At 65.1% G+C, this 25,578-nt stretch carries 22 protein-coding genes; 15 read left to right on the top strand and 7 right to left on the bottom strand.

The window, feature by feature from the left end; translation table 11 throughout:
- Positions 1-103 precede the first annotated feature (103 nt).
- A complete protein-coding gene (locus AB0362_RS15860; RefSeq protein WP_317809274.1) occupies positions 104-715 on the top strand; it encodes a hypothetical protein in 612 nt (203 codons plus the stop codon).
- Between the two features lie 72 nt (positions 716-787).
- Here the strand turns inward: AB0362_RS15860 and AB0362_RS15865 are convergent, their stop codons facing one another.
- The 6 genes from AB0362_RS15865 to AB0362_RS15890 all read right to left on the bottom strand — a co-directional run bounded on the left by AB0362_RS15865 (position 788) and on the right by AB0362_RS15890 (position 6,671).
- Positions 788-2,200 (bottom strand): DUF222 domain-containing protein, encoded by a 1,413-nt coding sequence (locus AB0362_RS15865; RefSeq protein WP_317809276.1) that lies wholly within the window; start codon positions 2,198-2,200, stop codon positions 788-790.
- 140 nt (positions 2,201-2,340) lie between these two features.
- Positions 2,341-2,916, bottom strand: a complete 576-nt coding sequence (locus AB0362_RS15870) for a DinB family protein (RefSeq protein ID WP_317809277.1) — start codon at positions 2,914-2,916, stop codon at positions 2,341-2,343.
- A gap of 5 nt (positions 2,917-2,921) precedes the next feature.
- Positions 2,922-3,665 carry a CPBP family intramembrane glutamic endopeptidase gene (locus tag AB0362_RS15875; RefSeq protein ID WP_317532912.1) on the bottom strand — a complete coding sequence of 248 codons (744 nt, stop codon included), beginning with the start codon at positions 3,663-3,665 and terminating at the stop codon, positions 2,922-2,924.
- A 19-nt stretch (positions 3,666-3,684) separates the two neighbouring features.
- Positions 3,685-4,956 (bottom strand): DUF3533 domain-containing protein, encoded by a 1,272-nt coding sequence (locus AB0362_RS15880; protein ID WP_068044992.1) that lies wholly within the window; start codon positions 4,954-4,956, stop codon positions 3,685-3,687.
- Positions 4,957-5,069: 113 nt separating this feature from the next.
- Positions 5,070-5,582, bottom strand: coding sequence for a peptide-methionine (S)-S-oxide reductase MsrA (gene msrA, locus AB0362_RS15885; protein WP_068054290.1), 513 nt, complete (start codon positions 5,580-5,582; stop codon positions 5,070-5,072).
- A 57-nt stretch (positions 5,583-5,639) separates the two neighbouring features.
- Complete coding sequence (locus tag AB0362_RS15890; protein WP_094614758.1) at positions 5,640-6,671, bottom strand: NADP-dependent oxidoreductase; 1,032 nt, start codon at positions 6,669-6,671, stop codon at positions 5,640-5,642.
- 75 nt (positions 6,672-6,746) lie between these two features.
- On the opposite strand from AB0362_RS15890, the gene AB0362_RS15895 reads away from it, so the two are divergent.
- Entirely contained in the window at positions 6,747-7,583 is an 837-nt protein-coding gene (locus tag AB0362_RS15895; RefSeq protein ID WP_317809278.1) for an HAD family hydrolase, read from the top strand.
- 79 nt (positions 7,584-7,662) lie between these two features.
- On the opposite strand, the gene AB0362_RS15900 is transcribed toward AB0362_RS15895, so the two are convergent.
- Positions 7,663-9,894 carry an N-acetylmuramoyl-L-alanine amidase gene (locus AB0362_RS15900; RefSeq protein ID WP_317809279.1) on the bottom strand — a complete coding sequence of 744 codons (2,232 nt, stop codon included), beginning with the start codon at positions 9,892-9,894 and terminating at the stop codon, positions 7,663-7,665.
- 182 nt (positions 9,895-10,076) lie between these two features.
- Between AB0362_RS15900 and cobM the strand changes: the two genes are divergently transcribed.
- The 13 genes from cobM (at position 10,077) to AB0362_RS15965 (ending at position 25,519) form a co-directional block, all read left to right on the top strand.
- Entirely contained in the window at positions 10,077-10,820 is a 744-nt protein-coding gene (gene cobM, locus AB0362_RS15905; RefSeq protein WP_037187168.1) for a precorrin-4 C(11)-methyltransferase, read from the top strand.
- On the top strand, positions 10,817-11,566 hold the full coding sequence (gene cobF, locus AB0362_RS15910) for a precorrin-6A synthase (deacetylating) (RefSeq protein ID WP_317809280.1): 750 nt from the start codon (positions 10,817-10,819) through the stop codon (positions 11,564-11,566). Before cobM ends, cobF begins: the two co-directional genes overlap by 4 nt.
- Before the next feature lie 67 nt (positions 11,567-11,633).
- The gene (glf, locus tag AB0362_RS15915) at positions 11,634-12,863 is read left to right on the top strand and encodes a UDP-galactopyranose mutase (protein WP_317809282.1); all 1,230 of its coding nucleotides are present in this window, start codon (positions 11,634-11,636) and stop codon (positions 12,861-12,863) included.
- Complete coding sequence (locus AB0362_RS15920; RefSeq protein WP_317809284.1) at positions 12,860-14,767, top strand: glycosyltransferase; 1,908 nt, start codon at positions 12,860-12,862, stop codon at positions 14,765-14,767. Before glf ends, AB0362_RS15920 begins: the two co-directional genes overlap by 4 nt.
- Entirely contained in the window at positions 14,745-15,281 is a 537-nt protein-coding gene (locus AB0362_RS15925; RefSeq protein WP_052047296.1) for a phosphatase PAP2 family protein, read from the top strand. Before AB0362_RS15920 ends, AB0362_RS15925 begins: the two co-directional genes overlap by 23 nt.
- Positions 15,278-16,183: a decaprenyl-phosphate phosphoribosyltransferase gene (locus AB0362_RS15930; protein ID WP_068054311.1), complete on the top strand. Its 906-nt coding sequence runs from the start codon at positions 15,278-15,280 to the stop codon at positions 16,181-16,183. The genes AB0362_RS15925 and AB0362_RS15930 overlap by 4 nt, the downstream gene beginning before the upstream one ends.
- Positions 16,161-18,026: a flagellar motor control protein ZomB gene (zomB, locus tag AB0362_RS15935; protein WP_317809286.1), complete on the top strand. Its 1,866-nt coding sequence runs from the start codon at positions 16,161-16,163 to the stop codon at positions 18,024-18,026. The genes AB0362_RS15930 and zomB overlap by 23 nt, the downstream gene beginning before the upstream one ends.
- A gap of 219 nt (positions 18,027-18,245) precedes the next feature.
- Positions 18,246-19,256, top strand: coding sequence for an alpha/beta hydrolase family protein (locus tag AB0362_RS15940; RefSeq protein WP_176460222.1), 1,011 nt, complete (start codon positions 18,246-18,248; stop codon positions 19,254-19,256).
- A gap of 327 nt (positions 19,257-19,583) precedes the next feature.
- Positions 19,584-20,597, top strand: a complete 1,014-nt coding sequence (locus AB0362_RS15945; protein ID WP_068054320.1) for an alpha/beta hydrolase family protein — start codon at positions 19,584-19,586, stop codon at positions 20,595-20,597.
- Between the two features lie 216 nt (positions 20,598-20,813).
- Positions 20,814-22,715: an alpha/beta hydrolase-fold protein gene (locus AB0362_RS15950; RefSeq protein ID WP_317809288.1), complete on the top strand. Its 1,902-nt coding sequence runs from the start codon at positions 20,814-20,816 to the stop codon at positions 22,713-22,715.
- 83 nt (positions 22,716-22,798) lie between these two features.
- The gene (locus tag AB0362_RS15955; RefSeq protein WP_317809290.1) at positions 22,799-23,347 is read left to right on the top strand and encodes a DUF732 domain-containing protein; all 549 of its coding nucleotides are present in this window, start codon (positions 22,799-22,801) and stop codon (positions 23,345-23,347) included.
- A gap of 12 nt (positions 23,348-23,359) precedes the next feature.
- The gene (locus AB0362_RS15960; RefSeq protein WP_317809306.1) at positions 23,360-24,313 is read left to right on the top strand and encodes a cutinase family protein; all 954 of its coding nucleotides are present in this window, start codon (positions 23,360-23,362) and stop codon (positions 24,311-24,313) included.
- Between the two features lie 207 nt (positions 24,314-24,520).
- Positions 24,521-25,519: an LLM class F420-dependent oxidoreductase gene (locus AB0362_RS15965; RefSeq protein ID WP_094687486.1), complete on the top strand. Its 999-nt coding sequence runs from the start codon at positions 24,521-24,523 to the stop codon at positions 25,517-25,519.
- Positions 25,520-25,578: the final 59 nt, after the last annotated feature.

Here is a 25,578-nt window from a genome sequence, read left to right on the forward strand (position 1 = left end):
AAGTGATCCTGAAGATACGCGCGGCTTCAGGGTGACTTCAGCTAGCGGCGGCAGGGTCGGTGACAGAACGAAACGAACGAGACAGTCCGAACAAGGAGTGAACGTGAACGATCAGACCCAGCCGATCCCGGCGGCATCGAACCCGGCCGAGCCCGCTGCTCCCCAGCAGAACAAGCCGAAGCGATGGAAGGGCCGTGTGCCACTGGTGGCAACAGCGGCCGCGGGACTCGCAGTAGGGGCGCTTGTCGCATCGGCAGTCTTTGCTGCCACCGGGCCGGACGTCTCGCCCGGAGTGTCCACGGTCGCGTCGTCGTCGACGCTCGGGGAGCGTACCGACGGCGGTGGCGGGTCGGATGTACCTGCGGTGCCGGCCGCTCCGGACTCCGGTGACGGATCGACGGCTCCCACCCCGTCCGACGGTGCTACCCCGCCTGCTCCGGGTAATGGCGAAACCCCGCCTGCTCCGCCCGCGGGTGGTCCGGGCAAGGGTGGTCCGGGCAAGGGTGGACCGGGAGAGGGTGGACCGGGTAAGGGTGGGCCGGGTGCCCTGTGCGCACCGGAAGACGGTGCGACGCCGCCTGCTCCGGCTGATGGTTCGACGCCGCCTGCTCCGCCGACTCCGGGTGCTGAGGGAGACGATGCGACTGCGCCTGCACCCCCGGCTCCGGCTGATGGTGCGACGCCTCCCGCGCCGCCCGCAGCACCCGCTTCCTGAATCAACCTCTTCCAGCCCCGCACCGTATTCTCGGTGCGGGGCTGGTGTCGTTGTGTGGACGGTGTGCTCGGTTCAGGCGATGTGGGGGCCTGCTCGGGCGTGTGATGGTCTGGGTTCTCGATACGGGTCGACGGTTGCTGGCGGTACGAACCAGGGGTGGTTGTCGGTGCCGATGAACACTTCCCAATCGGAGTGGTGCATGAGGCGGTGATGGAATCCGCAGAGCAGAACCAGGTTGTTCATGTCGGTGGGTCCGCCGTCGCCCCAGTGCCAGGTGTGGTGTCCTTCGGTCCAGGCGGCGGGTTTTCCGCAGCCGGGGAATGCGCAGCCGTGATCGCGGGCGGTGAGGGCTTTGCGTTGTTTGGCGGTAATGGTGCGGGCGGTGCGGGCGAGGTTGAGTGGGTTGCCGTTCTCGTCCATCACGATCGCAGTGAGGACACAGTCGCAGGCGAGTTGGCGGGAGGTGTTGCGGGAGAGCGGTCCCATCCACGGCAGCCACCCGACCGAAGTGCCGTCGCCGAACAAGTCGCGATACGCGCCGCGATCGGCGGCAGCTCCCGCAGCGCTGCCGGCCTCGGGTTCATCCGCCGCGTCCGGTTCTGCCGTGTCGGGGCGGATCGGGCCACCGGTGTTGATGTCGACGGGATCGACTGTGTCGGTGTCGGATTCTGTTGCTGCGCGTGAGGTTTCGTCGTCGGTGATGTCGTCTTCGCCGCCGCAGTTCTGGAGGTCGGTGAGGTCCTGCAACCGGATGTGCAGGTTCAGGTGGGGGCGTTCTCCGCCTTCGATGGGGCGATCACTGGAGGCGAGGTATTGGTCGAGGATGTGTCCGAAGGCGTCGGCTCTGCGCCGGGCGGGGCTGCGCTGGTCTTGGGTGCCGTCGGCGGCGGGGTGGGGTTCGGTCAGCGGGGAGAGTGCAGTGAGCAGCTTCTCGCCGGTGACAGCGTCGAAATCTCCCTTGAGCACCAGCCGACCGTTCAATGTTGTGGAGGCGAAGAGTTCGTTGCGGTCGGTGTTCTCGGCGGGTGGTTTCTTGTTACCGAAGCTGTCTTCGAGTCTGGTGATCGCTGCTCGGATGCGGCCGGTACGAGCGTCGGGTCCTGTCGCAGATTTGATCAAGGCTGCGCGGGCCATGTCGCGACCCTCTTCCGGGAGATCCTTCGGTGGTGTTTCGGCGAAGGTGAGGATCAGGGCGGCGTGGTCGATGGTCATGACGCCGGTGTTGACGGCGTCGGCGATGTCGGGAAACGCAGCCATACCGCGGGCGAGGGCGACGATCTTGGTGGCTTTGGACGGTGAGAGCAGGGTGGTGGAGGTCAGCCAGCCGGCGGGTCCGGGGAAGCCGAGTTTCTCGCGGGTCACGCGGGTGTCGATCTCGGCGACGAGGGCGATCCGCCGGGCTTCGAGCAATTGGATCCGGTGGGAGACCGCGGCGGCGTCGGCGAGCAGTTCGCTCTCGCTCAGTTGCCAGATCTCCGTGGTCATGGGAGCAAGTGTATCGAACAGGTGTTCTATGTACAACCATAGTGCAATCGAAAACTATTGCTCTGCAGAACTATTCGAGATCTAGAACCTGTCGGTGGCGTGTGATAGGCGTTGGTGGAACCTGACGTCAGGCGATGCGCTCAGTCAGCTTCTTTGGCAACGGTTTCCAGCTCGGCTCGATATGCGGCCCACCAGGCTGCGTCGCCGTCGGTCATGTTCTCGTTGCCGAGTCGTAGGCCTACGGAGTTGTCGATGAGTTCGCGCACGATGTCCGCATGCCCAGCGTGCCGGTTGGTTTCGGCCACGAGGTGCACGAGCACGCGGTGCAGGGTTACTTCCTGCTTCTCGACGGGCCAGTGCAGGACGCGTCCGACGGTGTCGAGGTCGTTCGTCTCGATGGTCCTGTCTGCGTGCTTCCAGGCCTCGCGGTACAGGGCGACAATGGATTCGGTCGATTCGTCGGCAGCGGCCCACATGTCGGAGTTCAGGCGGGCCATGGCCGCTGCCTCCAATTCCGCGAACCGAGCTGGAAACTCACGTCCGAAGGTGGGGCCGAAATAGCCGTATTCGACGATCGACAGGTGCTTGATCAAACCCAACAGGTTCGTACCGGTCGGCGTCATCGGCCGTCGTTTCTGGTATTCGGTGAGGCCGTCGAGCTTCCACAACATGTTCTCGCGGGCAATCCGCAGGTACTGGTGCAGCTCGTCCTTCATGCCGTTCAGCTCACCGACGCGTGCCAGACGAGAGCGGCAGCCAGCGCACCGAGTCCGTTCAACGACCAGTGCAGGGCGATGGGCGCGATCAAACTGCCGCTACGACTACGCAGCCACGTGAACACGACACCCGCCGCCGCAGTTGCCACCACCGCCAGCGCTATGCCGACGATCTGCCCGAACAACCCGCCGCCGAGAAATCCGCTCAGCCCCACGTTGCCCGCCGTCAGTCCCAGCGAGGATGCGATGTGCCACAGACCAAACAGCAAAGACCCTGCAGCGAACACACCCCGAGCCCCATAGATGCGGCCCAAGGTACCGTGCAGCACCCCGCGGAACGCCAGTTCTTCCGGGATGACGGTCTGCAGGGGGATGACGATCATCGATGCGACGATGGCGGCGGAGACGGTTGCGTATCGGTCGGCCATGAAGAACGGGCGAGTCAGTGGCAGCAACGCGCCGATCGCGACGACAGTGAGGACGACCCCGACGGCTCCGAGTGCGTACAGGGATCCGGTCTTCCACTGCTTCGGAGACAGTCCCAGCTCGGCCCATCCCAGACCGCGTCGGTTCGCCAAGACGACGAGCAGAACAGCGGCGATCGGGACCGTCGCGATACTGGCCCACACCGTGGTGAAGTGCGCGATGAGGTTGGTGCCTACGAGCACGAGGACGACGATGGCGACGTCGAGGTAAGCGTGGAAGGTGCGTCGGGGTGCCACGCTCCCGGCTGGATTCACAGCAAGCATTGGATCGAGTGTACTGGCGTCAGCTGTGAGTGACCGATGAATCGAGGCTTCGGTCGAGGCCTTTGCCGTCGTAGATGCGGGTGAACACCACGCCGAACACGAGTCCGATGAGCAGGCCGAGAGACGTCATGCCCACCGAGTGCTGCAGGCCTGCGTCGAGCGAGGCGTTGAAATACAGGATCGAGCGGGTGCCGAGGAAGATCTGATGCATCGGCTCGAACTGCGCGAGCCAGGTGAAGATCGGCGGACTCGCTTCGAGGGGGATGGTGCCGCCCGATGACGGCAACGCCAGGATGATGAACACGATCAGATTGATCAGCAATCCGGCCGTGCCGAACGCAGACATCACCGCCAACGCCGTGATGCCCACCGCGGTGATCGCGAACGCGCCGTACGTCCACAGGGTCCATGCATGGGTGATCGGCATGCCGAGCAGATGGCTGATCAGCAGATACAGGGCAGACACCAGCATGGCGAGAACGACCATCACGAGCCATTTCACGAGCAGCGTCTGGAAGCGGTTGATCAGGGTCGGTCCGCGGTGGATGTACTTGGGACCGATCTCTGTGGGTGTGAACCCGAGTAGTCCGTCGACGAGTGCGCTGACGATGGTCGCTCCGGTGAAGCCCGCCAGGACGAGCAAGAGCGCGTAGTAGAAGGCGGACAAGCCACCGCCGGTGCCGTCGGGCAGAGGATCGTATTGGGCAACGATCACATCGATCGGTTGTGCGAGGGTGAGGGCACTCGCACCGGCGAGCTGAGTATCGCCGAGCTGCTGGCGCACCTGTTCGGTGATCTGTTGTCCTACAGTTTCATTGACCGACTCGAATGCCGGTGACGCCACTCCGGTCACGAGCGACATCCCGAAACTGCCGGCACGTGGGTTGGTGTAGACCGTGATGATCGGCTTCTCGACGTCCCCGGGAATCACACTCGCCTGAGCGAGGATTCCCATCCTCTTGGTGAAATCGCTCGGGATGACGATGGAGCCGTAGGCCTCTGCCGTCGACAGCAGTGATTGCGCCTGTGCCGGACCGACTTCCCGGAAGTCGACCTTCTCCGAATCGACGTTCTGCAGCAGACCCTCGACGATGTCGTTGCCGATGTTGCGCTGCTCGCCTGCGAGGGTGTCGCCCTCGTCCTGGTTCACGATCGCGATGGGGAGGTCGTGCAGATTGTTCCTGGGATCGAGCACACCGCCCAGGTACAGCGCGGCGAGGAACGACATCAGTGCCGACACCACCAGGATGGGCGCGAGCCAAAAACGCGGCGAACGAAGGACGTCGGCCATCGACCGAGGGGTTCTGTCGGAGGTCACCGGATCAGTGTCACAACTTCGGCTCCCATGTGCGCGTTTATTCGTAGCAGGCTACGAGTAAACACGCACATACGGCGCAGCCGCTCCTAGGCGTTGGCCCGACGCGGCAGCTTCCATTCCGGACGCACCCAGTGGCAGGTGTATCCCTCGGGGTACTTCTGCAGGTAGTCCTGGTGCTCGGGCTCGGCCTCCCAGAAATCTCCGGCCGGGGTCACCTCGGTGACGACCTTGCCGGGCCACAGTCCCGACGCGTCGACGTCGGCGATGGTGTCCTCGGCGACGCGCTTCTGCTCGTCGTTCAGGTAGAAGATCGCCGAGCGGTAGCTGGCTCCGATGTCGTTACCCTGACGGTTCTTGGTGGTGGGGTCGTGGATCTGGAAGAAAAACTCCAGCAGATCGCGGTATGTCGTCTGGGTGGGGTCGTAGACGACCTCGAGGCCCTCGGCGTGATTGCCGTGGTTTCGGTACGTCGCGTTGGGGACCTCGCCGCCGGTGTAGCCGACGCGGGTCGAGATCACTCCCGGGAGCTTGCGGACGAGCTCTTCGGCTCCCCAGAAGCATCCTCCGGCGAGAATGGCGGTTTCGGTGGCTGCAGACATCGTTGCTCTCCTATTTCTTTATCGGTCGATACGTGGGGTTCAACGAACGAGGCGGCGTCATAATTCCGAGTCGTGGGTGCGTTCGCCGACCTCGAGAACCAGCTTGCCGGTGTTCGCCCCGTCGAACAGCAGGTTCAGGGTCGATCCGAAAGCGGGGACGCCGCCGATCTCGATCTGCTCGCGTGCGGTCATCTTGCCGCTGGTGAGCAGTTCGGACAGCGCGTCGATGCCCTCCTGGTAGCGATCGAGGTAGTCGAAGATGATGAACCCCGTCATCGATGCCCGATTGATCAGTAGCGACAGGTAATGCGCCGGGCCGGGCTGCGGGTCCGTCGCGTTGTAGCCGGAGATGGCTCCGCACAACACCACTCGCGCTCCCTTGCGCAGTCGGGAGAGGGCCGCGTCGAGAATTTCGCCGCCGACGTTGTCGAAATACACGTCGATGCCCTTCGGTGCAGCCGCCTTCAGGCCCTTGTACACCGACTCGTTCTTGTAGTCGATCGCCGCGTCGAAGCCCAGTTCTTCGGTGAGCCACGCGCACTTCTCGGGTCCACCGGCAATGCCGATCACAGTGGCTCCCTTGGCTTTCGCGATCTGCCCCGCGATACTGCCCACGGCACCGGCGGCTCCGGAGATCACCACGGTATCGCCTTCGGTGAGCTTGCCGACGTCCATCAGACCGAAATAGGCCGTGAGCCCGGGGAATCCGAGTGCCCCGAGCCAGGTGGGAGCAGGCGCGATGGATTCGTCGACTTTCTGTACCCCCGTACCGTCCGACAGTGCATGCTCGGTGACGCCGAACGAACCCGAAACGATCTCTCCGACTGCATAATCGGGATGGTGGGATTCCAGCACCCGGCCCACGGCGTGCGCCCGCATCACCTCGCCGATGCCGACGGGCGGCACGTACGAGCGCGCATCGTTGAGCCAGCCGCGCATCGCCGGGTCGAGAGAGACGTAGTCGACGGTGACGACGAATTCGCCGTCGCCAGGAGTGGGAATCGGTTCCTCGGTGAGGTTCCACGTCGATTCGTCGGGACGTCCCACCGGGCGCTGAGCCAGCCGGATCTGACGGTTCACAGATGTCATCTACCGTTCCTTCCACATCGAAGACGTGCATGTCGAAAACAGGGCACTTCGACACTAGGGCAGAATGACGTCACGATGACCAACGCGCCGAACACCACCCGCCCCGCCCCCCGACTCGTCGCAAGCGACGTCGACGGCACCTTGCTCGACCAGCACGAACGTGTCACCGAGCGCACCAAGCGCGCCGTCTCGGCCGTCGTGGCCGACGGAGTTCCCTTCGTGTTGTCCACCGGCCGGCCGCCGCGGTGGATCCACCCCGTCGTCGATCAGCTGGGATACGCGCCGATGTCGGTGTGCGCCAACGGTGCGGTCATCTACGACGCCGCCAACGATCGCGTTCTCAGCGCCGAGACGCTCTCGGTGCAGACGCTGCAGTGGTTGGCCGATGTCGCGTATCGCGCGCTCCCGGGCTGCGGACTTGCCGCCGAGCGAGTGGGGCAGACGGCTCACGACTCGGCCACGCCGCAGTTCGTCAGCTCCCCGGGATACGAGCACGCCTGGCTGAACCCGGACAACGTCGAGATGACCGAGGACGACGTGGTCGACGTTCCGGCCGTCAAGCTGCTGATCCGGTTGTCCGGTTCCACCAGCGGACACATGGCCGACATCCTGTCCCCACTGATCTCCGGTCGAGCCGACCTGACGTTCTCCACCGACAACGGACTCATCGAGCTGTCGGCACCGGGCATCACCAAGGCATCGGGCCTGGCCAAGGTCGCCGAGACTCTGTCGGTGGACGTCAAGGACATCGTGGCGTTCGGCGACATGCCCAACGACGTGCCGATGCTGTCGATGGTGGGACTGGGCGTCGCGATGGGCAACGCGCACCCCGCTGCCGTCGCGGCAGCGAACGAAGTGACCGTCACCAACGCAGAAGACGGAGTGGCACAGGTTCTCGAACGCTGGTGGTGACCCTCAGGTCTCCCGGTGTATCCGAACACGACAAGGGCCGAGTCACCACGGTGACTCGGCCCTTGTCGACTGTCGGAACTCAGCCCGCGGGTGCGGGCTCCGGTGCGGGAGCAGGCTCAGGTGCAGGAGCCGGTTCCACCGGTGCTGCGACGGGGTTCTGCATCTCCGCGTTGTAGGTGTCGTTGTACGTCTTGATCACCGTGGTGACGATTCCGGTGAGCTCGTTGAAGATCAGCGAACCGTTCTCGAAGTCGGTCCGGAAGCCCTCCGGCACCCGGAACTCGTCCGTGATCGGCAGACCGAGCACGCCGTCGACGCCACCCTGCTGCGCGTACTGCTGGAAGATCTTGCCGATCACGGCCACGGCCTGACCGGCCATGTTGGTGATGATCTCGCCGTTGGCGAACTGCGCCTTCTCACGGCCGCCGCTCACCTGCACCAGACCGCTCACCGGAACGCCGAGCGAGCCGGTTTCTCCGCCCGACGCCAACCACTTCTGTGCGACGGGACTGGTCGCCGCCAGCCGCTGCAGCTCGGCGACCAGGGCCGGGATGTTCTCGCCCAGAGTGGAACTGGCGTCCGTGCCCGGTCGTGACGGTGCCGGGTCGGTCACCGCGGTATCGGGTGCGGTATCGGGAGCATCGGGCGATACCGGAGTGGCATCTCCGCCGCCGAGGTTGGCCGCAGCGATGTCGCGGATCTCCCCGAGCCGTGCGTATCCGGAGTCACCCGGGCATTCGGTGTTGCCGACGTCGCGGTGACCGAAGATCACCGGCAGGTCGACGCTCTTGCCCTTGCCGACGAACGTGAAATCCGTTCCCTCCGAGGTCATCGTGGTGGTGCCCTTCGGGTCGAGACCGGCCTTGCCGAGTCGCCATCCGAGGAACTTGCCGACCGAATCGATGGTCTCCTGCGAGGGATCCTCGTTGGAGTAGTCGCCCATCATGGCGATGCCCATCGTGTTCTCGTTGAACCCGCCCGAGTGTGCGCCCTGGACCGGCTTGTCCAAGCCGCCCGCGCGGCCCTCGAAGATCTGGCCGTACTTGTCCACGAGGACGTTGTAGCCGATGTCGCACCAGCCGAGTGTCTGCGCGTGGTACGCGTAGATGGCGCGAACGATCTCGGCCGATTCGGACTTGGAGTAGTCGTTGCTGCCTGCGGTGTGGTGCACGGTGGCACCGCCCAGGAAGTCGTCGACAGTCGGTGTGGCGCAACGAATCGACTCGTCGGCACCCCACTGAGCGCGGGTGATGACCTTGGGGCCTGCGTCACCGGCGACGGGAGTGGCGATGTCGTTCAATGCCGAGTCGACCGGCGACGTGCCGGGGGTGATGAGGACGGCGCTGATGTCATTGACCGCAGCAGCCAACTGATCCGCCGTGCCTTCCGGCGCGGTTTCGGGCTGGGCGGGATCCACTGCAGGTGCTTCGACTGCAGGTGCCGGGGCCGCGGGATCTACCGGGGCCGGATCCTGTTGGCGCAGTGGCTTGCTCGACGATGCCGGGGTGTAGCCCAACGGCTGTTCCGCAGCAGCGGGAGCCTCGGCTGGAGCGTCGGCGGCAGGCAGTTCGACGACCGGAACCTCGGGAACCGGTGCAGCCGCGAAGCTTTCGGGAGCTGCACTGCTCGTCAGCGGCGTCAGCAGAACCTGCACCGCGTTGGTCAGTCCGACGAAGATCGGTTCGGTGCCCTGCTTGGCAGGCGCGGGAGCCGAGTCGTCCGCCGTGCTGTCCACCGGCGCAGTCTCCAGCCACGGGCCCCAGGATCCGTCCTCGAGCTGGCGGCGAACCTGAGCGGTCGCACCGTCGAGCTGTTCGGAGGTCAGGGCCACCATACTGAACGGGGTGTCCTGCTTGATCTCCTTGACGGCGGCACCGAGCGGCGGGCCGGTCGGATCGGCAGCTTCTGGATTGACCGGCAGGGGACTGACCGGCGCGGACGCATCGACCCGGGGAATGGGTGCCTGAGCGGTCGCGTTGCCCGGCGCGGGCGTGGTGAGACCCGGGATGTCGGGAATCTCGATCGGCGGGATCACGATGGAATCCGGCAGCGGCAGGTACTTCAGATCGGAGAGCCGCAGATCCGGCAACGGCAGTCCGGTGAGCTCCTGCAGCGGAATCACGATGTCCGGTGCAGCGCTCAGCGCGGTCTCGACGATCTTGGTCGGCACAGTGACGGGGGTTGTCTCGTTGGCCGGTCGAACTCCGGTTGTCGTGCTGTCGGTGAGGCCTGCGACCGCAAAAGGGGTCGCGACGGCCAGCAGTGCGACAGCACCGAGAACGATCGACGGCTTCGTTCGACGGTTCGGCAAGGCGGTACTCCCTGGTTGTTGGTAGGTACGCGTCGTAGGATCTCCAGTTGCTGAACAACATGAATCACATCAGCAACATGAGTCCCATCAGACACAAGGCTAAACCTTAGCTTGACAGTTAGCCATCGGCGGGAAGTTCGAGCGGCGCGGCGCGTCGGACGTGTCCTCTACGCTTTCGAGCTGTGACTGTGCACTTCATCGGAGCCGGACCAGGTGCTGCCGACCTGCTCACGCTGCGGGCCGTCGAGTTTCTGCGGTCGAGCCCGGTCTGCGTCTACGCCGGTACCTACATCGACGACGCGATCCTCGAACACTGCTCTGCAGGCACCCGACTGGTCGACACCGCGAAACTCGACCTCGACGCCATCACGGAAGAGCTGGTCGCCGCGCACGAGCGCGGGGAGGACGTCGCGCGGCTGTGCTCGGGGGACCCGTCCCTCTACTCCGCGTTGGCGGAGATGTCCGCTCGACTCGACGCCGCAGGCGTGCCCTGGGACGTCACCCCTGGCGTTCCGGCCTACGCCGCCGCAGCCGCCGCATTGGGCGTCGAGCTGACGGTTCCGGAAGTGACGCAGTCGGTGGTGCTGACGCGCGCGCAGGCCCGCTCGACGGCGATGCCCGATACCGAGGCGCTGAAGAACTTCGCCGCCACCAGGGCAACGCTTGCGCTGCACCTGGCGATCACCCGCACCCGCATCATCGCCGACGAACTGACCGAGTTCTACGGTCCCGAGTGCCCCGCCACGGTCGTATTCCACGCCAGCAAGCCGGACGAGCTGATCCTGCGCGGCACTTTGGCCGACATCGCCGACCAGGTCGAGGCCGCCGACCTGCGACAGGCGGCGGTGATTCTGGTGGGGCCAGCCCTGGCTCGACGCGTCGTCACCGAATCCCACCTGTACGACGCGTGCCGGGACCGCTCGTGAGAATCCATCTGATCGGCATCGGCGGTGGCCACCCGGATCAGGTGACCGTCCAGGCTGTCGAGAAACTGCGGGCCGTGGACGTGTTCATCGTCGCGGACAAGGGTGCCTCCGTCGGCGATCTCGCAACAGCCAGGCAGGAGGTCCTCGAACGCCACCACGGCGGCAGCTACCGGGTGATCGAGGTGCCCGACCCGCCACGCGACCGATCGCCCCGGCAGTACGAGACCGCTGTCCTCGATTGGCACGACGCCCGCGCCCGCGCCTACGCCGATGTGCTCGACGCCCTCGCCGAAAGCACCGTCGTCGGATTCCTCGTCTGGGGAGACCCCGCGCTCTACGACAGCACGATCCGCGTCGTCGAGCGGCTGGCCGCGTTGCGCGGCGACATCGAGTTCGATGTCACACCCGGCATCTCCAGCGTGTCGATGCTGGCGGCGAGTCACCGCCTCGTGCTCAACCGCATCGGCGGGCCGATCGTCATCACCACCGGCCGCAACTTGGCAGGCGACGTCGCCGCCGGTCTCGACAACCTCGTGGTCATGCTCGACGGCAATCTGGCCTGCAGCGCGCTGACCGGCGCAGGGTGGGGCATCCACTGGGGTGCCAACCTGGGGACGGCGGACGAGAAGCTGGTGTCGGGTCCGCTCGACGACGTGCTGGGCGAGATTCGCCGCGCCCGCGAGGAGGTCAAGTCCCGGCACGGCTGGGTGATGGATACCTACCTGCTTCGACGCCTGCCCGGTTGACCTCCGACCTGCCGACCGACGCCTGGCGGGGCAGAGCGGTCACGATCGTCGGATACCCTGGTTGCCCGTGACTGCTGTAAGCCCCGAGACCACCTCTTCCGACGCCTCCGTGACCGGCCGATACGACCTCATCGTCGTCGGATCCGGGTTCTTCGGACTGACCGTGGCGGAGCGGGCGGCGTCCCAGTTGGGCAAGCGTGTCCTCGTGCTGGATCGGCGGCACCACCTGGGCGGCAACGCGTACTCCGAGGCCGAGCCCGAGACGGGTATCGAGATCCACAAGTACGGCGCGCATCTGTTCCACACCTCGAACAAGCGGGTCTGGGACTACGTCAACCAGTTCACCGATTTCACGAGCTACCAGCACCGTGTCTTCGCCCTGCACAAGGGCCAGTCGTATCAGTTCCCGATGGGCCTGGGCCTGATCTCGCAGTTCTTCGGCAAGTACTTCTCGCCTGCCGAGGCGCGGGCACTCATCGAAGAGCAGTCCAACGAGTTCGACTCGAAGGATGCGCAGAACTTCGAGGAGAAGGCGATCTCGTTGATCGGGCGCCCGCTGTACGAGGCGTTCATCAAGGATTACACCGCCAAGCAGTGGCAGACCGATCCGAAGAATCTGCCCGCGGGCAACATCACCCGGTTGCCGGTGCGGTACACGTTCGACAACCGCTACTTCAACGACACCTACGAGGGTCTGCCGGTCGACGGCTACACCGCGTGGCTCGAGAAGATGGCCGCCGACGAGAAGATCGAGGTCCGGTTGAACACGGACTGGTTCGACGTCAAGGCCGAGCTCGTGGCCGAGAGCCCCGACGCTCCCATCGTCTACACCGGCCCGCTGGACCGCTACTTCGACTACTCCGAGGGCGAACTGGGCTGGCGGACAATCGATTTCGAGACCGAGGTACTCCCGACGGGTGACTTCCAGGGCACCCCGGTGATGAACTACAACGACGGTGACGTGCCGTTCATCCGGATCCACGAGTTCCGTCACTTCCACCCCGAGCGCCAGTACCCGACCGACAAGACGGTCATCATGCGCGAGTTCTCCCGCTTCGCCAAGAGCGGCGACGAGCCGTACTACCCGATCAACACTCCCGACGATCGGCAGAAGCTCGAGGCCTATCGCGACCGCGCCAAGGCCGAAGCGGCCGCGAGCGGAGTGCTGTTCGGTGGCCGACTCGGCACCTACCAGTACCTGGACATGCACATGGCCATCGCGAGCGCGCTGAACATGTACGAGAACACCCTGGCCCCGCACTTCGAGACCGGTGCACCCCTGGCAGGCGACAAGTGACCGCCAAGCACCTCCTCGAGGACGGCATCGCCGACGCCGCGCCGGTTCTCGGCAAGTCACTGTTGCAGCGAGTATTGCTGCCACGTTCCGGTGAACCGCTCGACGTACGCACGCTGTACCTCGAAGAAGCGCTCACCAACGCCAAACGGGCACACTCGCTCTCGCGGACCTCGGTCACGATCGGCTCCGAGTCCGAGGTGTCGTTCTGTACCTACTTCAACGCGTTCCCGGCCAGCTACTGGCGGCGCTACAGCGTCCTGAAGTCCGTGGTGCTGCGCGTCGAGGTCTCCGGACACTGCCGAATCGACGTCTACCGGTCCAAGGCCGACGCGTCGCGCATCCACGTCGAGGGCCGCGAGGCCGTGGACGGCGATGCAGCACAGGAGTTCCTGATCGACCTCGGTCCGTTCGAGGACGGCGGCTGGATCTGGTTCGACATCACCTCCGATTCCGAGGTGGTGCTCGAGAGCGCGGGTTGGTACGCGCCGATCGACGCGCCGGGCGAGGCCACCGTCGCGGTCGGCATCCCCACGTTCAATCGCCCGACCGACGCCGTCAAAGCCCTTGTGGCTCTTGGCTCGGACCCTCTGGTGCTGGATGTGATCCAGGCGGTCATCATGCCCGATCAGGGCACCCGCAAGGCCAAGGACGAGCCCGGATTCGACGATGCCGCAGCTGCCCTCGGCGGCCGACTCGCCATCCACGATCAGGCCAACCTCGGCGGGTCCGGCGGATACAGCCGCATCATGTACGAGGCACTGAACAACACTGCCTGCCAACACATCCTGTTCATGGACGACGACATCGAGATCGAGCCCGATTCGATCCTGCGGGCGCTGGCCATGTCGCGATTCGCCAAGGTCCCCACGCTCGTCGGTGGCCAGATGCTCAACCTGCAGGCGCGCAGCCACCTGCACGTCATGGGCGAAGTGATCGATCGCAGCAACTTCATGTGGACCGGCGCACAGAACGTGGAGTACGACCACGACTTCTCCGAGGACCCGCTGCGCACCAGCAAGCTGCTGCACCGCCGCATCGACGTCGACTACAACGGCTGGTGGATGTGCATGATCCCCCGCGTCGTCGCCGAGGAGCTCGGCCAGCCACTGCCGCTGTTCATCAAGTGGGACGACGCCGAATACGGCTTGCGCGCACGGGAAGCCGGCTACCCGACGGTGACACTGCCGGGTGCGGCCATCTGGCACATGGCGTGGAGCGACAAGGACGACGCCATCGACTGGCAGGCGTACTTCCATCTGCGCAATCGCCTCGTGGTCGCATCGCTGCACATGCCGGGCGACGGCAAGGGCCTGGTGCTCGACACGATCAAGGCCACGGTCAAGCATCTGCTGTGTCTCGAATACTCGACGGTCGCCATTCAGAACCTCGCGATCCGCGACTTCCTGGCCGGCCCCGAGCACATCCTCGAGATCCTGCCCACCGCGCTGCCGACCGTGCACGCGCTGCGCAAGGAATTTCCCGACGCCGTCGTCGTGGGCAGTTCCACGGAGCTGCCCCTCGCCTCCGGTGAGGAAGTGGGAGCCGTCGGGCTGCCGACCAACCCGCTCGCCAAGATCAGCCGGTTGGCAAAAGGCTTGCTGCACAACGCAAAGCCCGCGCACACCCAGCATCACGACCGCCCACAGCTCAACGTCCCGACTCTCGACGCGCGCTGGTTCCTGCTCTCTCAGGTCGACGGCGTCACCGTCACCACAGCCGACGGCCGGGGCGTCGTCTACCGCAAGCGAGACCGCGCTCAGGCCGCGGCGCTGCTCAAGGAAGCACTGTCGCTGCGCAAGCAGTTGGCGGCCGAATTCCCCGCCCTCAAGGCTCGGTATCGCGATGCCGTGCCGCACCTGACCAGTAAGGAAACGTGGGAACGTGTCTTTCGTTACCAGGCGTAAGGGCCAGACCGAGGCCCCGACGGAAGTCAGGATCCTCGAGAAGGTGCAGAGCACCGTCGGCAGTGCCCCCGGCGCGATCACCGTCGCCCGCGGCATGTCGCACTTCGGCGAACACGCACTCGGCTGGGTCGCGATCGCCGGTATCGGTGCTGCGCTGGACAAGCCGCGTCGGCGTCAGTGGGCCTCGGTGGCAGTCGGGGCAGTGGGCTCCCACGCCGCGTCGATCGTCATCAAGCGAATCGTGCGTCGGCCACGTCCCCACGATCCGGCCGTGCGCATCAACGTCTCGACGCCCAGCAAGCTGAGCTTTCCGTCCTCGCATGCGACATCCACCACAGCCGCCGCGGTTCTCCTCGGCCGGGTGACCGGGCTACCGTTACCGGCGGTCCTCGTCCCACCCATGCTGCTCTCGCGCTTGGTGCTCGGAGTCCATTACCCCACCGATGTGCTGGCAGGATCGGCACTCGGCGCGTTGACGGCTGCGGCCGTCGTGAAGTTCGAAGGAGACAAATGAGCGAGGATGCCGCACCCGTAGGCGCGCCGCCGAAGAACCTGGCGGACGGCATCGTCAAGGCGCTTCGTCCGCGTCAGTGGGTCAAGAACGTCCTGGTGCTCGCTGCACCCCTGGCCGCGGGCTCGGTCACCGACCCCGACGTGCTGCTGTCCGTCGCGCTCGCATTCGTCGTGTTCTGCTTCGCCGCGTCCGGGGTCTACCTCGTCAACGACGCCCTCGATGTCGAGGCCGACCGCGCACACCCCACCAAGCGGTTCCGGCCGATCGCCGCGGGTGTGCTGCCCGTCAACATCGCCTACGCGATGGCCGTGGTGTCCTTCGCCCTCGCCATCGGTCTTTCGTTCCTCGCGAACTGGAAACTGGCGCTGGTCATCGGCGTCTACATCGTGATCCAGCTGGCCTACTGCTTCGGTCTCAAGCACCAGGCCGTGCTCGACATCTGCATCGTGTCCTCGGGCTTCCTGCTGCGCGCGATCGCCGGTGGCGTCGCCGCCTCGATCCCGCTGTCGCAGTGGTTCCTGCTGATCATGGCGTTCGGATCGCTCTTCATGGCTGCCGGTAAGCGCTACGCCGAGCTGCAGCTCGCCGAACGCACCGGAGCGAAGATCCGCAAATCGCTCGAGAACTACACCACCACGTACCTGCGATTCGTCTGGACGCTGTCGGCAACGGCCGTCGTCATCTGTTACGGCCTGTGGGCGTTCCAGGAAGACGCCGGCACGGACGCCAACTGGTTCGCGATCTCGATGATTCCGTTTACCATCGCAATCCTGCGATACGCAGTGGATGTCGATGGCGGCGAGGCAGGCGAACCCGAAGAGATCGCGTTGGGAGACAGGGTTCTGCAGCTACTCGCCATAGCGTGGATCGGAGTGGTTGGTGTCGCTGTCTACCTCGCCTGACCAGCGAGACGCGCGAGAAGAGAACTCCGCTCGGGCATCGATCACCCGGCCCGTCTTCTGGATCGGGACCGTGGTCACCGGGGCGTTGTTCCTCTGGGGTGCGTGGGAGCGCCGCTGGATCGCCGACGACGGGCTGATCGTGCTGCGCACCGTCCGCAACCTGCTGGCCGGCAACGGACCGGTGTTCAACGCGGGCGAACGAGTCGAGACCAACACCAGCACCATCTGGACGTACCTCGTCTACGCAGGCAGTTGGCTGAGCGAGGGACGCCTCGAGTACGTCGTCCTGACGATCGCGCTCGTACTGTCCACGGCGGCCGTCGTCATCGCGATGATCGGCACGTTCGCGCTGCGAGGGCGTACTGCGTCGAAGACCCTGTTCCTGCCCGCAGGCGTCCTGGTCTACATCGCGGTTCCTCCTGCCCGCGACTTCGCGACGTCCGGCCTCGAGACCTGCCTGGTCATCTTCTGGCTGGCGATGCTGTGGCTGCTGATGGTTCGCTGGGGCCAGCGCCGGAGCGGTGGTGCCGAGCTGCTGCTGCTGGCGTTCTTCGCCGGCCTCGGCCCGCTGGTGCGTCCGGAACTGTCCATCGTGGCGGTGCTGGCCCTGGCGATGATCTTCCTGGCCCCGCAGAGTTGGTTGTCCAGGCTCCGAGTGTTCGTTTTCGCCGGAGCCGTGCCGGTGCTCTACCAGATCTGGCGCATGGGCTACTACGGCCTGCCGTACCCCAACACCGCGGTGTCGAAGGATGCCGGCGGAGCCAAGTGGTCGCAGGGGTTCGAGTACCTGTCCAACCTCGTGGGCCCGTACCTGCTGTGGCTGCCACTCGTACTGCTCGTCGTCGGTGCCGTTCTGTCGGCCTCCCGAGTGCGGTTGTCCCTGCCCCGCACCGTCGGCGGCTGGCTCGCAGCGCTACGGACGCCGACCGCCGTGGTCGTCTTCGTGGTGATCAGTGGCCTTCTGCTGGCTTTGTACGCGATTCGCGTCGGCGGCGATTTCATGCACGGCCGGACATTGTTGCCGGCATTGTTCACGCTTTTGTTGCCGATTTCGGTGCTGCCGGTCGCCCTTCCGAAACGGTGGTCTGCAGACCGCGCCACCGCGATATTTGTCGCCGATCTTTTCGTCTGGGGCGGCATCGTGGTCTGGGCCGTCGTGGCCGCCAATACGACGGGTATGCCGCAGGGTTCGATCGTCGGCCGGAGCGGCATCGTCGACGAGCGGGCGTTCTACTCGCTCAACACCGGGCACGCCCACCCGATCCTGGCCTCGGACTACCTCGACTACCCGCGGATGCGTGGGATGGTCGAGGCGATCGAGGACACTCCGGACGGAGGCCTGCTGTTGCCGTCGGCGCAGTTCACCTACTGGGATGTCGTTCCCCCGCCGCTCCCCATCCCGGAAGGTGGCTTCGGTCACACCGTCTTCTTCCTGAACCTCGGAATGACCAGCATGAACGTCGGCCTCGACGTGCGGGTCATCGACCAGATGGGGCTGGCGTACCCGTTGGCGTCGCACACCGAGCGGCTCGAGAACGGCCGGATCGGACACGACAAGAACCTGTATCCGGACTGGGTGGTGGCCGATCTCGGCCTCGTCGCCGTTCATCCGTACCTGCCCTGGTACATGGACGAGGACTGGGTCACCGAGGCTCAGGTTGCGCTGACCTGCCCCGACACCCAGGAACTGCTCACCTCGTATCGAGCTCCGTTGACGAAGGAATTGTTCGTCCGGAATGTCAAGCGTTCGCTCTTCTACGCCGGATATCGGTTCGATCGGGTGCCGAAGTACGAAATACAACGATGTGATCTTCCGGCCCCGATATTGAAGGCGGACAATTAGGTGTCCGAACACGAAAAGGTCACCGGGTTGCGCCGAATTGGTGTCGACGCCAAGATGAGCTATCTCGATCATGTAACGGGGGTCGTCCTTCGCGCGATAAGTGCGGAGGATGTGTATGCGTCCGACCTGTGTGGTCGGGCGGCAGACATGATGGACTTGCGAGATCAAGCGTTGATTGCGTAACCGATGTGACGACGAAGCAGCTGAGAGGTCGAGTGCATGCTGGGTAGAAGGAAGAGCCGGTCCGAGGACAAGCGGGGTGGGTCCTGGGGACGCCGCGCCGCCACGTCCATGCTGATGGCAGTGGTCCTACCACTGGGATTGGCTGTAGCCGGCGGTGGCGCGACTGCAAACGCGGCCTTCGACGGCAATGCCATCGACGTATGGACGGACTCGTCGATGGGTCCGATCAAGAGTCGCGTCTGGCGCGCCGCGGACGGTAACACCGACCGCGTCGTCTACCTCCTCGACGGGCTGCGGGCCACCACCGACATCTCCGGTTGGGAGCACGAGACCGACGCCGGTGCCGTACTGGCCGGGTACAACATCAACGTCGTCCAGCCGGTCGGCGGACAGTCGAGCTTCTACTCCGACTGGTACGCACCGTCGAACTTCAACGGCCAGCAGACCACGTACAAGTGGGAGACCTTCCTGACGCAGAACCTGCGTGAGAACCTGCGCGCCAACTGGGGCTTCAACCCCAACCGCAACGGTGTCATCGGTATCTCCATGGGTGGATCGGCCGCTCTGACGCTCGCCGCCTACCACCCGGACCAGTTCAGCTACGCGGGCTCGCTGTCCGGCTACCTGAACATCTCTGCTCCCGGCATGCGTGAAGCGATGCGTCTGGCGTTGCTCGACTCCGGCCGCTACAACATCGACGCGATGTGGGGACCGCCGTGGGATCCGGCGTGGCTGCGCAACGACCCGTTCGTCTTCGCGCCTCGTCTGCGCGACAACGGAACCCGTGTGTGGGTGTTCGCAGGTAGCGGTCTGCCCGGCGGACTCGATCGCCCGCAGAGCTTCATCGACTACTACAACACCGCCAACGGCATGGGCCTCGAGGCCATCGCGTTGGCGAACAGCCGGGCGTTCCAGATCCGGATGGCGAGCATCGGCGCCAACAACGTCACGTATGCGTTCCCGGCCGTCGGTACCCACCAGTGGGGTTACTGGGGCGAGCAGATCCGCATCATGGCACCGGACCTGAGCGCCAACATCGGTGGCTGACCGGTCACACTTCGTTTCGGTCGTTTCTCCCGCTTTTCGGCCCTTCGTGAAACTTCACGACTTTTCAGGCCTGTTCAGCGGGGGCCGAGCAGGATAGTCTCCTGTTTCAAGGAAACGTCGAGGTGAAACTGGGACGCTGATCACAGTTTTGCCTTGGAACCGCTCGATGGAATAACCTCCATCGAGCGGTTTGCCTGTTTTCACAGCAGAACCTCAGTTTTTCGGGACCACATCGTCCCTGGCCTCGAGGGGCCACCCAGAAAGCCCTGTTCGATTGCCGGGGGCCGCATGTCGCGGAGACCGCGTAGATGAGAGAGAGCACGATTCATGCGATTTGCCGGCCTCAGCAGAACCCCGAAGGCGTCTTCACGCTGGCGTCAGCGCCTGCTCGGCGTCGGTGCTGCCGCGCTCGTCCTTCCCATCGCAGCCGGTGTCGTCGGTGGAGCGGTAGCTGTTGCAGCGCCTGCTCCCGTCGTGCACCAGACGCCTGCCGGTGGCCGTGAGGACCTGATCGTTCCGTCCGAGATGGGCCCCATCAAGGTTCAGGTCCAGTGGGCGGCCCGCGGCGGCAACGCTGCTCTCTACCTGCTGGACGGACTGCGCGCCCGCGACGACCGCAACGCCTGGACGTTCGAGACCAACGCGCAGGATCAGTTCGCCAACGACAACGTGACCCTCGTCATGCCCGTCGGCGGTCAGTCGAGCTTCTACAGCGACTGGTACACCTCGTCGAACTTCAACGGCCAGGAAGTCACCTACAAGTGGGAGACGTTCCTGACCCAGGAGCTGCCCGCGTTCCTCGAGAACTACGGCGTCTCGCGCAGCAACAACGGTGTACTCGGACTGTCCATGGGTGGTTCGGCCGCTCTGACGCTCGCCGCGTACCACCGCGATCAGTTCAAGTTCGCCGGTTCGCTCTCGGGCTACCTCAACATCTCCGCGCCCGGCATGCGTGAGGCCATCCGCGTCGCCATGCTCGATGCCGGACGCTTCAACGTCGACTCCATGTGGGGACCGCCCTGGAACCCGGCGTGGCTGCGTAACGACCCGTTCGTCTTCGCACCGAGGCTCGAGGGCATGTCCCTGTACATCTCGGCCGCCAGTGGTCTGCCCGGCGAGTTCGATCGACCGGCCGCGCCGATCGATTTCTACAACACCGCCAACGGCATGGCGCTCGAGGCCCTCTCGCTCGCCAACACCCGTGCATTCCAGATCCGCATGAACACCCTCGGCATTCCGGCCACCTACAGCTTCCCGTCCAACGGCATTCACGCATGGCCGTACTGGGGAGCCGAGCTGTGGAAGGCTCGCGGCCAGATCCTGGAAGCCCTGAACGCCTGACGTTCACCATCTCCATGTTCTCCGGAAGTGCCGCCCGCGTCCCTACGCCGGGCGGCATTTCTGTTCCACCGGATCGTTAGCGGCACCTCTGTTCACAATTGCACCACCAGTCACAGCGCGTCTGCTTCTCGTCGGCAGCGGGCACGTGTAGAAAGACATACGAAGCATGTCTCGATAGGAGACCTTCGAATGTCACGTCGAAAGAGAGTCACCATCATGCGCACTGAGCTTGTTCGGTTCGGTCGGACTACATCGGCCGGTACACGGGCTCGGCGAGCGGCAGCAGCATTGACCGTCGCTTCCGCGCTGATGATCCCCTTCGCGACGACAACCGTTGCCTCCGCTGCCCCCGTCGCCAGGACGGCCCCTGTTGCACTGGCCGGCCCCGCCTACACGCAGACATCCGGTGCCACCGTCACTTCGGTGGACTGGCTCTCCGATCGTCGCGTCGCGCTGTGGATCCAGTCGCCCTCGATGGGAACGCCCATTCAGGTTCAGCTGCTGCTCGCGCGTGACTGGAACATCAACCCTCAGGCGACGTTCCCGCAGGTGTACATGCTCGACGGCCTGCGAGCGACCGACCAGGAGAACGGCTGGACGGCCGAGACCGACGCCGAGTCGTACTTCGCCGACAAGAACGTCAACGTGGTCCTGCCCATCGGCGGCCAGTCCAGCTTCTACTCCGACTGGGTCGATCAGGACAACGGGAAGAACTACCAGTGGGAGACGTTCCTGACCGAGGAGCTCCCGCCGATTCTCGAGCGCGACTGGCGTAGCACCGACAACCGCGGCGTCGTCGGACTGTCGATGGGCGGCACGTCCGCGATGTTCCTCGCCGCGCGCAATCCCGGCTTCTTCAAGTTCGCCGGTTCGCTCTCGGGCATCCTGAGCACCACCTCGCTGGGTATGCCGCAGGCCATTCAGTACGCGATGACCGACGCCGGTGGGTTCAACTCCAGCGCCATGTGGGGACCGCCGTCGAACTCGCTGTGGGCCCAGCACGATCCGTACGTGCTGGCCGACAAGCTCGAAGGTGTCAGTCTCTACATCTCGAGTGGCAACGGCTCGGCCGGACCCTACGATCAGCCGTCGCCCATTCCTGGTGTGAGCACCAACTACGCAGGCATGGGTCTGGAGATTCTGTCGCGACTGACCTCGCAGACGTTCGCCACCAAACTCAACCAGCTCGGCATCCCCGCTCAGGTCAACTACCGGCCGTCGGGCACGCACTCGTGGCCGTACTGGCAGTTCGAGTTGCATCAGCTGTGGCCGCAGCTCGCCACCGCGCTCGGCGTCGAGGTGGACAAGCCCGCGTGCAGCGCCGCCGGCCTGATCGGCAACGCGAGCGGAGCCAATTCGTGGCTCGGCCCGTGCTTGACCGCCGAATACAACGTGGCCGGTGGACGCGCACAGGACTTCACCTTCGGTCGAGTCTTCTTCACTCCCGACACCGGTGCGCAGGTCGTCGCCGGTGCCATCGGTGGCATCTATCAGGGCAACGGGGGCCCCGAGGGTGCTCTCGGTTTCCCGACGACCGGCGAGATCGGTACTCCCGACGGTCGCGGACGGTTCAACGCTTTCCAGAACGGCATGGTCTACTTCACGCCGCAGACCGGCGCGCACGCGGTCATGGGCGCTGTGCTCGACGAGTGGGCCGCCCAGGGTTACGAGGGTGGACCGCTCGGCTACCCGGTGCTCGACGAGGTCGAAACCCCGACCAAGCCCGGATCGGTGCAGGGCTTCGAGATCGGTGCCATCTACACCTCGCCCGAGGCCGGTGTGCACTCGGTGCAGGGCATGATTCTGGGCAAGTACGGCGAATTGGGTTGGGAGGGTGGACCTCTCGGGTTCCCCAAGTCCAACGAGCTCGGTCCGATCAGGGACGGCGGACGCTTCAACCAGTTCGAGACGGGCAACATCTACTGGAGCCCGCTGAGCGGTGCCTGGTCCACTCCGTACGGTCCGATCTTCGACGCGTGGGGATCGGTCGGCTACGAGGGCGGCCGGCTCGGCTACCCCACCAGCGATCAGTTCGACATCGACGGTGGCGGCAAGCAGCAGAACTTCCAGTTCGGCATCATCACGCTGAAGGACGGCGTTGCCACGATCGCGCCGTAGAACCTGCCGATAGCAGCTCAGAGTTCTCACAGAGCGCGGCGGTACTCTCGCCTGCGAACCCGACGACCGAAGGATTTCGATCGATGACGCGTAATTCCCTCACCAGGACTCTGTCGCTCGGTGTGTTCGCCGTTGCGGCGAGTTCGATGCTGGTGGCCTGCGGGAGTGACGACTCGACGGCGACCGGAGCGCCGACGAGCACCACCTCGGCCGTCGAGACGACGACCGAGGCGAGTTCGACGACGTCGGCTGCAGAGAGCACCACCACCGCTGCGCCGACCATGAGTCCGGGGGAGGCGGCCACTGCGCCGCCCGAGCAGCCTCAGCCCGTCCCGGACGATTTCCCGGGGCCGACGGAAAGTCAGATCGACGACCGCGGTCAGAGTTTCCTGGACGAGTTGAGGAAGCAGGGCATCACCCCGGCGGGCAACGGCGACATCGCGGTCTCGACGGCCAATTACATCTGTGCCGCGCAGGCGCAGGGCGTCACGGCCGAGGAGATCTCGACCTTCGTCACGGCGAACGTCGGCGTCGAGGCCAGCGCTTCCGGAACCCAGATGAGCGAGACGCAGGCTCAGCAGGCGGCTCAGACCTACATCGCCGCCGCGCAGGCGACCTACTGCAGGCCGTAGAGATCCACGGTGATGGCCAAGCGTAAGCGCAGAATCCTTCCGGTGATCGCCGTTGCGGCGATCCTCGGTCTGATCATCGTCGCACTCTGGTACCTGCTTGCCGGAAGGCTGCCGAAGGAACCGGGAATTCCGGTGCCTCCGGGCCCCCAGGAGCCGACGTCGCAGCCGGCCGATTGCCCCGACGTTCAGGTCATCGCCATCCCCGGTACCTGGGAGTCGTCAGCCACCGACGATCCGTACAACCCGACGGCCAACCCGGTGTCGTTGATGCTCAACGTCACTCGCCCGTTGCAGGAGCAGTTCCCCGGCTCGCGAGCGGACGTCTACACCGTGCCGTACGTGGCGCAGTTCTCGAATCCCATCGCGCTGCCGCCGGACGGCCAGGAGTCCTACAACAACAGCCGCACCCAGGGCAAAGCCGTCGCCGTGCAGAAGATGACCGATGTCAGCGCGCGTTGCCCGTTGACCAATTTCGTCCTCGCAGGCTTCTCGCAGGGCGCGGTCATCTCCGGCGACATCGCAGCGGACATCGGAGCGGGCAACGGTCCCATTTCGGCCGATCGTGTTCTCGGCGTCACCCTCATCGCCGACGGTCGACGCGACGGCGTCTCCGGCACCGATGTTCCGGCCCCGCTCGACGGCGTCGGTGCCGAGGTAGCGCTCGGCGGACTCGACCTGCCCGGTATCACGATGACGGGGCGTCGGGAAGGTGGCTTCGGTGCTCTCGACGACCGGACCAATCAGATCTGTGCTCCCGGCGATCTGATCTGCTCGTCGCCGTCGGATGGATTGTCGCTCCGCAACATTCCGCAGAGCATCCAGATTCTGATCGGTGCTGCAGGCAACCCCGTTCATGCGTCGTACAACAGTTTCGTCGTCGACGAATCCGGTACGACGGCTACTCAGTGGACCGCTTCGTGGGCCGCCGGACTGATCGAGAATGCCCCGACGCCCCCGCATTCGTGAGCGCTGACGCTTTTATAACGGAAACGTCACAACGCGACGTGTGGCGATCTATTGCCGGGCACAAACCTGGGTCGTGAAACCCCCAGCCGGTGTGATCGCGTCGGGCCAGCGGCTAGAGTGGCGCCTTGGACCTGCGCAGATCGGCCCCGGCCGGGCTGCTCTCGCCACCCGAAACAAGACCGCTCCACACTCCGAGGAGAGCAATAGATGAGTTCCGCCGAGGCCGCGACCCCAGGGCCGCGTAAATTCCGATTCGCTGCGGGCGGAGAGGGAAACGCCGAGGAGGGCGGGGCTCGGAAGTTCATCAAGCTGGCGCAGCAGGCCGAGGAACTGGGCTACGACAGCTTCATGATTCCCGATCACCTGGGCAACCAGGTCGGTCCCATCGCAGCACTCGGCGCGCTCGCCGTCGCCACCGACAAGATTCGGCTCGGCACCGCTGTGTTGGCCAACGGCTTCCGGCATCCCGCGGTGCTGGCCAAGGATGCGGCCACCATCGATGTGCTGTCGGGCGGGCGGCTCGAACTCGGTCTCGGCGCCGGTTGGATGCGTGAGGAGTACGACAAGGCGGGCATCACGTACGACCGCCCGGGCGTGCGCATCGAGAAGTTGGAAGAGACGCTCGAAATTCTCGACGTGCTGCTGCGCGGTCAGGAATGCAATTTCGAGGGCAAGCACTACACGATCACCGGTCTCAAGGGCAGTCCTCGGCCGCGGCAGGGACCGCGTCCGCCGATCTGCATCGGCGGTGGCGGTCCGAAGATGCTCGCGTTGGCGGCCAAGCATGCCGACATCATCTCCGTGGTGCCGAGCACCTCGAAGGAGGGCAAGCTGTTGCTCTCGGGCATGACCATCGAGAAGACCCTCGAGCGAGTCGAGCTCATTCGCGCCGCCGCGGGCGATCGGTTCGACGACATCGAACTGAACTGGGCCATCACCACGATCGTGGTCACCGACGACCGTGAACAGATGGCCGAGATGGCGCTGGCGGCACTCGACAACGGCTATCCGCCGAACGTGGACGTCGACGTCAAGCTCACCGTCGAGGACATCCTGTCGTCTCCATACCTCGCATTCGGGACATACGAGGAAATTGCCGATCAGATCCGTAACGTTCGCGCGCGGACGACGATGTCCTATGTCGGGGTTTTCCCTACTCAAATGGAAGCATTCGCGCCGGTTGTCGACTTGCTGAAAGGCGAGTGACGCAGGCGCGTGTCGGTACCATGTAGCTGGCCTTTCAAACCAGGTGCCAAACCGACACC

The sequence above is a fragment of the Rhodococcus sp. NPDC079359 genome, assembly GCF_040702585.1.
GTDB lineage: Bacteria > Actinomycetota > Actinomycetes > Mycobacteriales > Mycobacteriaceae > Rhodococcoides.

Coding starts and splice junctions, on each gene's coding strand:
- AB0362_RS15955 (WP_317809290.1), top strand. CDS start 22,799: ATGACGCGTAATTCCCTCACCAGGACTCTGTCGCTCGGTGTGTTCGCC.
- AB0362_RS15930 (WP_068054311.1), top strand. CDS start 15,278: ATGAGCGAGGATGCCGCACCCGTAGGCGCGCCGCCGAAGAACCTGGCG.
- AB0362_RS15945 (WP_068054320.1), top strand. CDS start 19,584: ATGCGATTTGCCGGCCTCAGCAGAACCCCGAAGGCGTCTTCACGCTGG.
- AB0362_RS15870 (WP_317809277.1), bottom strand. CDS start 2,916: ATGAAGGACGAGCTGCACCAGTACCTGCGGATTGCCCGCGAGAACATG.
- AB0362_RS15890 (WP_094614758.1), bottom strand. CDS start 6,671: ATGACATCTGTGAACCGTCAGATCCGGCTGGCTCAGCGCCCGGTGGGA.
- AB0362_RS15865 (WP_317809276.1), bottom strand. CDS start 2,200: ATGACCACGGAGATCTGGCAACTGAGCGAGAGCGAACTGCTCGCCGAC.
- AB0362_RS15965 (WP_094687486.1), top strand. CDS start 24,521: ATGAGTTCCGCCGAGGCCGCGACCCCAGGGCCGCGTAAATTCCGATTC.
- AB0362_RS15950 (WP_317809288.1), top strand. CDS start 20,814: ATGCGCACTGAGCTTGTTCGGTTCGGTCGGACTACATCGGCCGGTACA.
- AB0362_RS15875 (WP_317532912.1), bottom strand. CDS start 3,665: ATGCTTGCTGTGAATCCAGCCGGGAGCGTGGCACCCCGACGCACCTTC.
- msrA (WP_068054290.1), bottom strand. CDS start 5,582: ATGTCTGCAGCCACCGAAACCGCCATTCTCGCCGGAGGATGCTTCTGG.
- AB0362_RS15960 (WP_317809306.1), top strand. CDS start 23,360: ATGGCCAAGCGTAAGCGCAGAATCCTTCCGGTGATCGCCGTTGCGGCG.
- AB0362_RS15940 (WP_176460222.1), top strand. CDS start 18,246: ATGCTGGGTAGAAGGAAGAGCCGGTCCGAGGACAAGCGGGGTGGGTCC.
- AB0362_RS15880 (WP_068044992.1), bottom strand. CDS start 4,956: ATGGCCGACGTCCTTCGTTCGCCGCGTTTTTGGCTCGCGCCCATCCTG.
- AB0362_RS15895 (WP_317809278.1), top strand. CDS start 6,747: ATGACCAACGCGCCGAACACCACCCGCCCCGCCCCCCGACTCGTCGCA.